The sequence below is a fragment of the Microbacterium sp. SCN 69-37 genome, assembly GCF_001724435.1.
Taxonomy (GTDB): domain Bacteria; phylum Actinomycetota; class Actinomycetes; order Actinomycetales; family Microbacteriaceae; genus Microbacterium; species Microbacterium laevaniformans.
Genome location: NZ_MEEL01000020.1, coordinates 21,184 through 32,775, shown reverse-complemented (window position 1 = coordinate 32,775; position 11,592 = coordinate 21,184). Strand labels below are relative to the sequence as shown.

Here is an 11,592-nt window from a genome sequence, read left to right as displayed (position 1 = left end):
CCCTCATGAGCACTACTTCCGAGAGTGACGCCGCCGAGCGTCCCGCCGCGACCACCGAGCAACTCGAGCAGGAAGGCGACATCGCGGCCGACTACCTGGAGGCACTTCTCGACATCGCTGACATCGATGGTGACCTGGCACTCGATGTGCGTGCCGGCCGTGCGTATGTGTCGGTCGAGAACGATGATGCCGACGCGCTGCGGTTGCTCTCGGAGCCTGACACGGTGCAGGCGCTGCAGGAGCTCGTGCGCATCGCGGTGCAGACGAAGACCGGTCGCTTCTCGCGGCTGATTCTCGACGTCGGCGGTTCTCGTGACGCACGCCAGCGCCAACTGGAAAAGCTCGTCGATCGTGCCATCGCGCGACTGGACGAGGGTGCGTCCCAGGCATCGCTTCCGGCGATGACGAGCTACGAACGAAAGCTCGTGCATGACATCGTCGCTGACCGGGGCTTGGTGTCCGAGTCGTACGGCGACGGCGCCGACCGTCACACGGTGATCCGTCGCGCCTGACACCCATGGACGACGTTTCACGTGAAACAACCGGGGTCGAGACAGAACCAGCGTCTGCTCTCGTCGTGTTCGGCGACCGACTCCCCCTCGCCCGCCAATTCGCGGCCGCCCTTGCGGCACATGGCGAAGAGCGCGGGCTGATCGGTCCGCTCGAACCTCCTCGGCTGTGGAACCGCCACATCCTCAATTCCGCGATTGCAGCGCCGCTCTTCCCGACCGGTGGACGCGTGGCGGATGTGGGGTCGGGGGCCGGCCTTCCGGGTCTGGTGCTCGCTATTGCGCGCCCGGATGTGCAGTGGGTGCTTGTTGAGCCTATGGAGCGACGGGTGGCGTGGCTCGAGGAACAGACAGCGCAGCTCCGTCTGGACAATGTCGAGGTAGTGCGCGCGCGTGGCGAGGAGTGGACCGGTGGCCCCGTTCTCGACGCCGTGACGGCGCGTGCGGTGAGCGCGCTGCGCACACTGATCCCGCTGACCGCTCCCCTGTTGCGCTCGGGGGGCGAACTCGTGCTGCTCAAGGGCGCCAATGCGGAGAATGAGATCGCGGCCGCGGAGAAGGTGATTCGTCGCTACAAGCTGACCGATGTGCGCGTTGAGACGGTCGGCGAGGGGATCATCGCTGAGCCCACCCGCGTCCTTCGCGCGACACGGGCTGCGTGAGCATTGCACACTGTTCGGCGCTACTGTTTCACGTGAAACACCCGCGCGGGATCTGCCCGTGACGGCGTGGTGATCGTTTCACGTGAAGCATCGACGCACTGAGCTGGTCTCTTTGGACGGTGCCGCCTGGACGACGACGGGTGCTCGCGTCGCCGATGCGATACATCCTGCACACGCCGGTTTCGCGTGCATACGGGTTCGCGCGCACGATGAGGCTCCCACGCCGAGGTGTACGCGAGGGATCCCCGGGGTGAGGCGCAATCGGGACGGTGATCGGCATGCCGATCACCGTTGGGTGGTGGCGATGGTCACCGTCGGCGTCATCATGGGGGCGATACCCGGGCGACTTCGTCGGGAGGCCTGCTGGGGTTCGACGAGCTCTGTCGTCGCACGGCTCATGACGAGCCGACCGGGTGAGAGCTGCGGCCAGAGATTCCTGCCCCGGCGCCAAGGCCCGACGTCGGCCCCAGGGGTACGGAGCGCGGCATCCCCCTGCGCGTCATTGAGCCCGGCATCTCGATGGCGTCGACGTTACGGAGTGAGAGCAGGTCGGGCGATCGAACGGGGCTGACACCCAGGGCCTGATGGTGTAACGCGTGCCCACTGTTCCGGACTCGTCGGCGCATCGGACCCGCCGCACGTTGTCTCACGTCGGTTTCACGTGAAACATGAGCGTGGTCACCTGAGGACCGCTGCGCAGGTGGACGTGCAGACTGTCCGCGTCGAACGGGCCGCGCTCGCGTCTCGTCTCAGAAGCTGCGGGCGCGGTGACCGAGACGCGCGCATGCCCGAGTTCCGGTGGGCCGTGAGTAGACGCCACTGTTTCACGTGAAACACAACGAGACGGCGCGGTGTCAGTGGAGCGCCCACTGTGCGTCGAACAGCACCCACGTCACGCGCAGCCCTTCGTTTCACGTGAAACATGCTCGGATGAGGCCCCCGGGGACCGCCGCGTCGGACGCCTCGACTACAGTAGAGGAGTCCCGAAAAGACAGGAGTTGATGGTGCCGGAATCGGAGAACGCGACCGCACCCGCACCCTTCTCCATCGACGACAGCCCGATCGCTCGCGAACTCGCCGACCTCACGTCGCGCCGGAAGGCGTTGGATGCCGTCGACGTCGAGTTCACGGGCGCCACGCGCGTCTTCACGGTATCGAACCAGAAGGGCGGCGTCGGAAAGACGACGACTACCGTGAACCTCGCGGCCGCGCTGGCATCGCTCGGAGCGCGTGTTCTGGTGATTGATCTCGACCCGCAGGGAAACGCGTCCACGGCGCTGGGTGTGCCACACTCCGCCGACATCCCCAGCGTCTACGACGTGCTCATCGACGAGTTCCCCCTCGCTGACATCATCCAGGTCAGCCCGGAGTCGCCGAATCTGCTGTGCGCTCCCAGCACGATCCACCTCGCCGGAGCAGAGATCGAACTCGTGTCGCAGGTGGCGCGCGAGCACCGCCTGCGCACGGCGCTCGACGATTTCCTCGCCACCACGTCGGAACGCATCGACATCGTCCTCATCGACTGCCCCCCCTCGCTGGGACTGCTCACCATCAATGCCTTCACCGCCGCGAGCGAGCTGCTGATCCCCATTCAGTGCGAGTACTACGCGCTCGAGGGTCTGAGCCAGCTTCTGGGGAGTGTCCGCATGATCCAGAAGCACCTGAACCCCCGCCTGCACCTTTCGACGATCCTTCTGACGATGTACGACGGCCGCACGCGCCTTGCTCAGCAGGTCGCCGATGAGGTGCGCCAGCACTTTCCGCAGGAGGTGCTGCGGACAGTCATTCCCCGCTCGGTGCGCGTCTCGGAGGCGCCGAGCTTCGGACAGACGGTCATCGCGTACGACGGCCAGTCGGCCGGTGCCGTGTCGTATCGCGAAGCGGCGGTAGAACTGGTCCAACGCGCTCAGCGCGCCCCCGCGAACGAGGAGAACTCCTGATGGCGAAACGTACCGGTCTCGGCCGCGGAATCGGCGCACTCATCCCCACCGGTGACAGTGCAGAGGCGCGTCCCGTCGACGTCTTCTTCCCCGGTGCGTCATCTGCCGCGGCTGAGGCCGCGACCGTCGAGTCGCGCGATGCACAGGTCTCCGGTGTCGCAGACTCGGATGCCGCGGCATCCGCCGTGGGTGACGAAGCCGAGCTCGTGGCGGTGCCGGGGGCGCGACTGATCACGATCGACCCGAACGACATCGTTCCCAACCCCCGCCAGCCGCGCACGAACTTCGATCCCGACGATCTCGCGGAGCTGGTGCACAGCGTCCGCGAGTTCGGAGTGCTGCAGCCGGTCGTCGTCCGTCTCAACGACGAGGGCAAATACGAGCTCATCATGGGGGAGCGTCGCACGCGTGCCTCTCGTGAGGCCGGGTTGACGTCGATCCCTGCGATCGTCCGGGAGACCGCCGACGAGGACCTGCTGCGCGACGCGCTGCTGGAGAACCTGCATCGCTCGCAGCTGAACCCGCTCGAAGAAGCGTCGGCGTACCTCCAGTTGCTCGAGGACTTCGGCATCACGCAGGAGCAGCTGGCGACGCGCATCGGTCGGTCGCGGCCGCAGATCAGCAACACGATCCGACTCTTGAAGTTGCCCATGCCGGTGCAGCAGCGCGTCGCGGCGGGCGTCATCAGCGCAGGTCACGCACGCGCGATCCTCTCGCTGGATGACGCCGACGCGATGCAGCGACTGTCCGACAAGATCATCAACGAGGATCTCTCCGTGCGTGCCGCGGAAGCCGTCGCGAAGGGCATCGCGGACGCGGGCTCACGTCGGATCGCGCCCAAGGCGGGGGCACGTCGCGCGCACCTCGACGACGTCGCCGAGCGCCTCGGTGACCGTCTCAACACGAAGGTGAAGATCACGTTGACGGCAAGAAAAGGCCAGATCAACATTGATTTCGCCACCGTTCAGGATCTCAACCGCATCCTCGGTGAGCTCGGTGAGGACGGGTACGGCGCCGCAAGCGGCGCGTAGGCTGGAGGGGTGAAAGACGACCCCTCGCTCCCGCGTCGCGCCAGCCTGGAGCTGTTGCGCGCCGAAGCGGCGGACGAGCTGGCTGTGCTCGTCGAGGAGCGCATCCGCGACGGCGAGGACCCGTGGGACTTCATGGAAGATCTGCCGTCGGTCGACGAGCTCGTCGTGCTCACCCTGCGGGCGGAGAACATCGCCTCCGACGGCGGCAACAAGCCGACGGCGTCGCGTAACTACCGGGTGCTGCGACAGATCGCGTTGCAGTACCCGCCGCTGACGCGGGCGGTGTGGCGCCTGCTGGGAAGCGAACCGCACCGGCGTTGGGACGCGTCGGTGCGAGCCGAAGCATCCTGAACGCCGGTGCGGGTCAGTGCTTGGGTGCCGCGCGGGGCGGCCGCGGGCTGAGGAGTGCTCAGCCGAGGTAGGCGGCGAGGTCCTGCTCGAGGGCGAACTTCGGCTTGGCGCCGATGATCGTCTTCTCGACCTGGCCCTTGTTGAACACCTTCATCGCCGGGATGGAGGTGATCTGGTACTCCATGGCGAGGTTGGGGTTCTCGTCGACGTTGAGCTTGAGGACCGTGATCTTCTCGCCGTTCTCCGACTGGATCTCGTCGAGGATGGGTCCGACCATGCGACACGGACCGCACCAGGCGGCCCAGAAGTCGACGAGGACGGGTCCCTCAGCGTCGATGACGTCCTGCTGCCAGGTGCTCTCGCTCGTGGCCTTGGCGGTCATGTCTGTCTCCTTCGTTGTGAGCCGCGGTTCTTTCGGCTCCGGTGTGTGAAACGCGGGGGGATGCCGGGATGTTCCCGACTCCGCACGCACGGGCTCGGTCAGGCGGCGTCTTCGAGGCCGTCGATCTCGGCGGCATCCTTCTCAGGAGCTCCGGCATCGCCGCGGGCGGCGAGGTAGTGCTCGACGTCGAGGGCGGCGGCGGTACCACTGCCGGCAGCCGTGACCGCCTGGCGATAGATCGGGTCGACCACATCACCGGCGGCGAAGACCCCGGGCACCGAGGTGCGCGAGGAGCGGCCGTCCACCCAGATGGTGCCGTGCTCGGTCAGTCGCAGCGAATCGTGCACGAGATGGGTGCGCGGGTCGTTGCCGATCGCGACGAAGACTCCGGTCACAGCCAGTTCGCGCTCAGTGCCGTCGACCGTGTCGCGCAGCAGCAGTCCCGAGACCGCATCGCCACCGAGGACGTCGACGACCTCGCTGTTCCACACGAACTCGATCTTCTCGTTCGCGAAGGCTCGCTCCTGCATGATCTTGGAGGCGCGCAGCTCCGAGCGACGGTGGATGACGTACACCTTCGAGGCGAATTTCGTGAGGAAGGTCGCTTCCTCCATCGCGGAGTCGCCGCCGCCGACGACAGCGATGGCCTGCTCGCGGAAGAAGAAGCCGTCGCACGTCGCGCAATACGACACTCCGTGACCGGACAGTCGCGACTCGCCCTCGATACCGATCTTTCGCGGGGCGGAACCCGTCGCGAAGATGACGCTCTCGGCCTCGTGCTCGGCACCGCTGCCGAGCACGATCTTCTTGACGTCGCCGGTGAGCTCGAGCTTCACGACATCGTCGTAGACGACCTCGGTGCCGAACTTCTCCGCCTGCTCCTGCATCTTCGCCATGAGGTCGGGACCCATGATGCCCTCGGGGAATCCGGGAAAATTCTCCACCTCGGTGGTGTTCATGAGCTCGCCGCCGGCCTCGACCGAGCTCGCGATGAGCAGGGGGGAGAGGTTCGCCCGCGCCGCGTAGATGGCGGCGGTGAATCCGGCCGGGCCGGAACCGATGATGATGACCTGTCGCACGTGCTCTTCCCTTTCCGCACGAGCCCCTGTCGGGCTCCAGTGCGTGCAACCCATGCTAACCGCGCGGCATTCCGCGCCGTCGGTCAGCGGCCGGTGAGGCGTCGCACGAGTCGGCCCGCGATCGCGAGCTCAGGGGTGCGCAGCAGCGCCAGAGCGGCGATGTAGACGACCAGCGACGCCGCGCCCACGAGGCCGCCGCCGATCGCACCGAGCAGGCGGTCGGACACGGTCCAGCCCGCAGGTCCACCCACCAGCAGGAACACGGCCCATCCCGCGCCGAACGCGGGGACGGCGGCGACGGCGAAGCGGCCGAGCGCCCTCCACGTCGTGCGCAGAGCGGTCGTGTCGGTGTGTCGGCGCAGCAGGCGCAGCGCGACCGGCAGCTGCACGTACGTCGAGAGCGACTGCGTGAAGGCGACGGTGGCGGCGAGGAAGGCCAACGGCAGCAGTCCCGCTGCGACCGCGACCGCCGCGACTGCGGCGCCGAGGGCGGCGAGGGCGGCCTGCACGAAAGAGAAGACGAACGGCGTGCGGGTGTCCTGGAAGGCGAAGAACGCCCGGCGGATGATCAGCAGCACACCGAACGGCACCAGCGCGATGAGGTAGCCGCAGAGCACCCACGCCATCGGGACCGCACCGTCGGAGTCGGTCGTGAACACGCGGGAGAGTGGGACGGATGCCGCGCCGATCGCGGCCGTGAATCCGAACCCGAACAGCGCGATGGCGCGGATGGACTCGTCGAGGTTGGGAGCGACGCGATCGAGCCGCCCTGCGGCGACCTCCTCGGCGAGCCGCGTGAAGTACGTGGTCGAGATCGACATCGCGACGATCGAGTGCGGGAGCATGAAGATGAGCCACGCGTAGACCAAGACGGTGACGCTCGCCTCGCCGGACGCCTGTGTGACGACGCGGGATTGCACGATTCCCGCGAGCTGGCCGACGACCACGGCGAGGAACGTCCACCATGCGAGCGTGCCGACGTGTCGGAGGCCGATGCCACGCCATCCGAAGTCGGGTCGGATGTGCAGTCGCGTGCGCTTCCAGAACAGCAGGAGCACGAACGTCTGCATCGCGATGCCCAGCGTGGCGGTTCCGCCGAGGAGCGCGATCATTCCGGCATCCCAGTCCGCGACGGCGGTGAAGGGACCCCCGAAGACCAGGAGGAACACCCCGAACCCGGCGATCGAGACCAGGTTGTTCACGGTCGGAGCCCAGCTGTAGGGGCCGAAGACCTTGCGAGCGTTGAGAACTTCGCCCAGGAGCGCGAACAGCCCGTAGAACAGCAGCTGCGGAAGCAGCCAGGAGGCGAAGGCGACGGCGAGACCCTTCTGGGTGCCGTTCCATCCGTCCGTATAGAGCCAGATCAGCGCGGGCGCCAGCGCCATCATGAGGGCCGTTGCCGCGACCAGCACGACGCTACCGAGGGTCAGCAGCTTCGACACGTACCGCGAGCCGCCGTCGCTGTGCGCGGCGGCCTTCACGATCTGCGGGACGAGGATGCCGGTGATCACACCGGCGGCGAGGAGCTCGTACACGTTCGTCGGCAGCTGCGCCGCGATGCTGAAGGCGTCGGCGGCCTTACTGCCGTACGAGCCGATCACGGCGACGAGCACGAGAGAGCGCACCAGTCCGGCGGCGCGCGAGAACAGCGTTCCCGCTCCGATGATGGCGCTCGCGCGACCGAGATTAGCCATCGACGTCCTCTGTCTGGGGGTTGTGCGCCGCGGTGGCGGCGGCGATGCGGCGGCGGCGCATCTTGCGCGCCGTGCGGACGATGCCGAGCACGAGCATCGCGCCGATGAGCACCGACATGACGACGATGCCGACCGACTCCCACTCGGCGCGCACCGAGATGGCGACGCGCACTCGGGGGCCGATCTCCACGCCGGCCGAACTGCGCAGCTGCAGGTCGAGCGTCGACTCGCCGCTTCCCACCCGCGCCTGCACCGGAACCAGCACGCGGGTGCTCTGGGCCGCGCCCACGGATACGTCCGCCGTCTTCTGCACGATCAGGCGCGGGTCGTTGGGGGCGGCGGTCAGGGTCAGTGTGACCGGCCACGGCAGGTCGTTGCGCACCGAGAAGGTGAGCGGCGCCGACGAGGCCAGCAGTGTGATGTCGCTCGGGGGCACGATCGCCACGGACCCCAGGGTCGTGCTCGTCGCATCGCGATGATCCGACAGTGCGCTGGCGAACTGGTCGGGAGCCGCCCGCCACACGTTCCCCATCAATTGGAGGATCTCCGCCCGATCGGGCGCGGTGAGAAGCGTCGGATCGGCGAGCACGGTGGCGAACGCGGCGACGCGGTTCTCCTGGTCGAGCAGATCGCGGAGCGCGTCGACACGTGTCGGATCATCCGCCGTGCCGCCGGTGACGGAGACGGACGCCGCCGGGGCCGCCAGCAGTGCATCCAGATCCCACGGCGTGCGCCCGGCCAGTGAGGATGCCGCCGTGATCGCCGCCCGCAGGCCCGTCGCGGACCGTCCGGTCGCACGGTCGACGACGACGAGCAGCGGCGCGGAGGCGGCGGCACCCCGTGTGGCGACGCTCGCGTAGGCGGAGGCGGCCGCGAGACCGGCACCCTGGTGCACGGGGTCGGAGGCGAGCGAGGCGGTGCGCAGCGCACTCGAGGCGCCGTCGTCGTAGGCGAGGATGCCGGCGCCCGCGGCATCCGCTCGTGCCCCGACGGCACCGCTGAGAGCACTCGTGCCCACGAGCGTGATCGCAGCGGGCTCGGTCGAGCCGGAGGCGCCCGGCGCGTTCTGCAGTGCGGCGACGACACCCGCGGTGGCCCAGCCCGTCGCGGGCCAGAAGACATTGGCGCGCGCCGTGCCGATGTCGAGCAGCTGGTCGAGGGTGGGCAGCGTGCGCCCGTCGGGCGCGGGGGTCGCTGTGGGGCTTGCGCCGGCGGCCACGGCGGTGGAGGTGAAGTTCCGCGCCGACATGAAGGGATCGAGGGTGGAGACGCGCAGAGGCGCGGGAAGGCCGGCGGCCATCTGCGTGGCGAGGTCGGCATCACCGAACTGCAGAGCGAAGCGGGAGTTGGGCAGAGCCAGCAGGTCGGCGAGCCATTGCCGCGCCGATGCCGGTGCGGACGAGCCCAGGACGCGGATGGCCGCGGGGATCGCAGGGTCGACGGCGAGGATCGCCGGCGTACCGGTCACGGCGTTCAGTTGCGTGCGCAGGGCTCCGTCGTCGGCGGTGAGCGCTTTCAGGTCGTCCGCGCTGAGCAGGCCGGTGGTGGTCGGCGGAGCGGTGATCGGCACGACGACGCCGACACCGCTCGCGGCGGACGCGGCATCGGGCACGGTCAGCACGCTGTGCGCGACGAGCGGCTGTGTGCCGGTGGTCGGGGAGGAGTACGCGGCGCTCAGCGGGTAGACCCCGGGGGCGAGCGCGCCCAGCGCGCCGAGATCGACCGCCGCTGTCGCCGTCGCGGTCCCGCGCGCGACGACGGCGGTGACCGGTACGGAGGCGACGGTCGTGTCGGCGACCGTCTGGGCGTCGAGCCAGCTCGTCACCTCGGCGCTGGTGGCCAGCGGCGATCGGCTCAGCGCGATGGTCATCGTTCCGCTCGCCGCCGTGGCGTCGCCGGTGTTGGAGACGGCGACCGCGACGGAGACGACCGTCGTGCTGACCACGCCGTTGCCGGCCGGGGCGACGACGACCGACAGGTTTGCGGCATCCGCGGCGTCGGTGGCGCTCGGAGTTGCGGAGGGCTGCGGGGCACCGGTCGCGGCATCCGCAGGGGCCGGCGCGGGGGCGGCGACGATCGCGAGCGCCATCCCGGCCGACGCTGCGAGCAGCACGGCGGCTCGCAGCCCTCGCCGCGCCGCGCCGATGATCGTGCGACGACGACGGCCGCGCACTCCGTCGGGAGGTCGGTGCGCGGCGGCGGGGGAAGACACAGTCATAGCGGGAATCGGCTCCTGTGCGATGCCTGACCGCACGATCAGCTGTGATTCTAGGGTCCTCGCGCTGTGGGCATCCCGTGACCGGCCGCGATCGCCGCGATCCGTCGCGTCGCCGATTGCCGCGAACCGTGCCGGCGTGCGTGAGGATGGGTTGCTGTGGAGCCCACCCTGAACCCCGACCCTGCCCTCATCGCCGCGTTGCGCAGCGACTTGAGCGCTGCCGGCTACCGCGCCGACGCCGTGCGCTCGGTCTGGGGCTCGGTCGCCGACACCGCCGTCGGCCACGGCTTGCACGGACCCGCCCTGGCGGCCCTGGCCCCGCGCACCGATGCGCTCGCCACTCTCGCGCGCCTGTTGTTCCTCGGGGTGAGGACCGACCGTGACGCCGTCGCACGCGCGCTGCCGACGCTCGGGGCGCACGGGCTGGTCGACCTCGGCTTCGCGCGGATCGACGGGGATGCCGTCGCGCCGACGGTTCTCGTGCGTCCCCAGGACGTCGCGGGCGCTCCCGACGACGCCGAATGGTGGATCGCCAGCGACCTCGACGAGGCCGCGCTCGGGGGACCGCTGCCCACGGGCCACGTCCTCGGCGTGGGGGGTGCCTCCCTCGCACTCGCCGGTCTGCAGCTGACCACGCCCGCCGGGCGGGTTCTCGACGTCGGCACGGGCTGCGGCATCCAGGCCCTGCGCGCCCACCTCGCCCTGCGCACTCAGCCCGCCCCGCCGACGATCGTCGCCACGGACGTCTCGCCGCGCGCCCTGGAGTTCACCCGCATCAATGCGCTGCTCAACGAGGTGGAGGGGATCGAGACCCGCCTCGGCAGCCTCTTCGAACCCGTCGCGGGTGAGCAGTTCGACCGTGTCGTGTCGAACCCGCCGTTCGTCATCACGCCGCGCGTCGCGGGCGTGCCGGAATACGAGTACCGCGACGCCGGATACGCCGGCGACGACCTCGTCGCGGCGTTCGTGTCGGGGGTCGGCGCGGTGCTCGGGCCCGGCGGCACCGCGCAGCTGCTGGGCAACTGGGAGTACCGCGCCGGCCAGGACGGTCTGCAGCGCGTGCGCGAGTGGGTCGCCGCCTCACCGGTACCGCTGGAGGCCTGGGTGATCGAGCGGGAGCGCCTCGACCCCCTCGCCTACGCCGAACTCTGGGTACGCGACGGCGGCACCGCGCCGGGGACGGCGGGCTACGGCGCGCTCGTCGACGCGTGGCTCGCCGACTTCGCCGCCCGCGAGGTCGATGCGGTCGGGTTCGGCTACCTGCTGCTGCGGCGCCCGGCATCCGCGATTCCCGCGCTGGCCCGCTACGAGCGCATCACGCACCCGTTGCCCGAGGACGGCGCCCTCGGTGCGCACCTGGGCGCCGCGCTCGCCGCCTTCGACACCCTCGAGCAGGTCGACGACGCGGCCCTCGCCGCCGCCCGCACCATCGTCGCCGACGACGTCACCGAGGCGCGTCATCATCTGCCCGGCGCCGAAGCCCCGAGCGTCATCGAACTGCGCCAGGGCGGCGGTCTCGGGCGCACCCTCGAGGTCGACCCCGCCCTCGCCGCTCTCGTCGGGGCCTCCGACGGTGAGCTCACCGTGGGCCAGCTCTCCGATGCGATCGCGGAGCTGCTCGAAGTGGATGCCGCGGCCCTGCGTGCCGATCTGCTGCCGCGGGTGCGCGAGCTCGTCTTCATCGGGATGCTGCGGCTGGCGTGACCCCGGGGGCGGCGAGGGTGCG

10 protein-coding genes are annotated in these 11,592 nt (G+C 69.6%); 6 read left to right on the top strand and 4 right to left on the bottom strand.

Features of this window, described 5'->3' with window-relative positions; translation table 11 throughout:
- Positions 1–5: 5 nt before the first annotated feature.
- The 5 genes from ABS64_RS04275 to ABS64_RS04255 all read left to right on the top strand — a co-directional run bounded on the left by ABS64_RS04275 (position 6) and on the right by ABS64_RS04255 (position 4,493).
- Positions 6–512 (top strand): R3H domain-containing nucleic acid-binding protein, encoded by a 507-nt coding sequence (locus ABS64_RS04275; protein ID WP_036288871.1) that lies wholly within the window; start codon positions 6–8, stop codon positions 510–512.
- Between the two features lie 5 nt (positions 513–517).
- Positions 518–1,171: a 16S rRNA (guanine(527)-N(7))-methyltransferase RsmG gene (gene rsmG, locus ABS64_RS04270; protein ID WP_061683305.1), complete on the top strand. Its 654-nt coding sequence runs from the start codon at positions 518–520 to the stop codon at positions 1,169–1,171.
- Between the two features lie 1,004 nt (positions 1,172–2,175).
- Positions 2,176–3,111, top strand: coding sequence for a ParA family protein (locus tag ABS64_RS04265; protein WP_016463839.1), 936 nt, complete (start codon positions 2,176–2,178; stop codon positions 3,109–3,111).
- Complete coding sequence (locus ABS64_RS04260; protein ID WP_288118812.1) at positions 3,111–4,142, top strand: ParB/RepB/Spo0J family partition protein; 1,032 nt, start codon at positions 3,111–3,113, stop codon at positions 4,140–4,142. Before ABS64_RS04265 ends, ABS64_RS04260 begins: the two co-directional genes overlap by 1 nt.
- 9 nt (positions 4,143–4,151) lie before the next feature.
- On the top strand, positions 4,152–4,493 hold the full coding sequence (locus ABS64_RS04255; RefSeq protein WP_036288880.1) for a hypothetical protein: 342 nt from the start codon (positions 4,152–4,154) through the stop codon (positions 4,491–4,493).
- A gap of 58 nt (positions 4,494–4,551) precedes the next feature.
- On the opposite strand, the gene trxA is transcribed toward ABS64_RS04255, so the two are convergent.
- From trxA to ABS64_RS04235, 4 genes are all read right to left on the bottom strand, one after another.
- Positions 4,552–4,875, bottom strand: a complete 324-nt coding sequence (gene trxA / locus ABS64_RS04250; RefSeq protein ID WP_005054661.1) for a thioredoxin — start codon at positions 4,873–4,875, stop codon at positions 4,552–4,554.
- Positions 4,876–4,973: 98 nt separating this feature from the next.
- Positions 4,974–5,954 carry a thioredoxin-disulfide reductase gene (gene trxB, locus ABS64_RS04245; protein WP_288118819.1) on the bottom strand — a complete coding sequence of 327 codons (981 nt, stop codon included), beginning with the start codon at positions 5,952–5,954 and terminating at the stop codon, positions 4,974–4,976.
- Between the two features lie 83 nt (positions 5,955–6,037).
- Complete coding sequence (locus ABS64_RS04240) at positions 6,038–7,648, bottom strand: lipid II flippase MurJ (protein ID WP_292681181.1); 1,611 nt, start codon at positions 7,646–7,648, stop codon at positions 6,038–6,040.
- Positions 7,641–9,866: a DUF6049 family protein gene (locus ABS64_RS04235; RefSeq protein WP_292681178.1), complete on the bottom strand. Its 2,226-nt coding sequence runs from the start codon at positions 9,864–9,866 to the stop codon at positions 7,641–7,643. The genes ABS64_RS04240 and ABS64_RS04235 overlap by 8 nt, the downstream gene beginning before the upstream one ends.
- A 156-nt stretch (positions 9,867–10,022) precedes the next feature.
- Between ABS64_RS04235 and ABS64_RS04230 the strand changes: the two genes are divergently transcribed.
- A complete protein-coding gene (locus tag ABS64_RS04230) occupies positions 10,023–11,570 on the top strand; it encodes a methyltransferase (protein WP_292681175.1) in 1,548 nt (515 codons plus the stop codon).
- Positions 11,571–11,592 lie beyond the last annotated feature (22 nt).

Bases quoted from the DNA above. Each gene is read 5' to 3' on its own strand.
- ABS64_RS04260 (WP_288118812.1), top strand. From the start codon at position 3,111: ATGGCGAAACGTACCGGTCTCGGCCGCGGAATCGGCGCACTCATCCCC.
- ABS64_RS04275 (WP_036288871.1), top strand. From the start codon at position 6: ATGAGCACTACTTCCGAGAGTGACGCCGCCGAGCGTCCCGCCGCGACC.
- ABS64_RS04240 (WP_292681181.1), bottom strand. From the start codon at position 7,648: ATGGCTAATCTCGGTCGCGCGAGCGCCATCATCGGAGCGGGAACGCTG.
- ABS64_RS04235 (WP_292681178.1), bottom strand. From the start codon at position 9,866: ATGACTGTGTCTTCCCCCGCCGCCGCGCACCGACCTCCCGACGGAGTG.
- trxA (WP_005054661.1), bottom strand. From the start codon at position 4,875: ATGACCGCCAAGGCCACGAGCGAGAGCACCTGGCAGCAGGACGTCATC.
- rsmG (WP_061683305.1), top strand. From the start codon at position 518: ATGGACGACGTTTCACGTGAAACAACCGGGGTCGAGACAGAACCAGCG.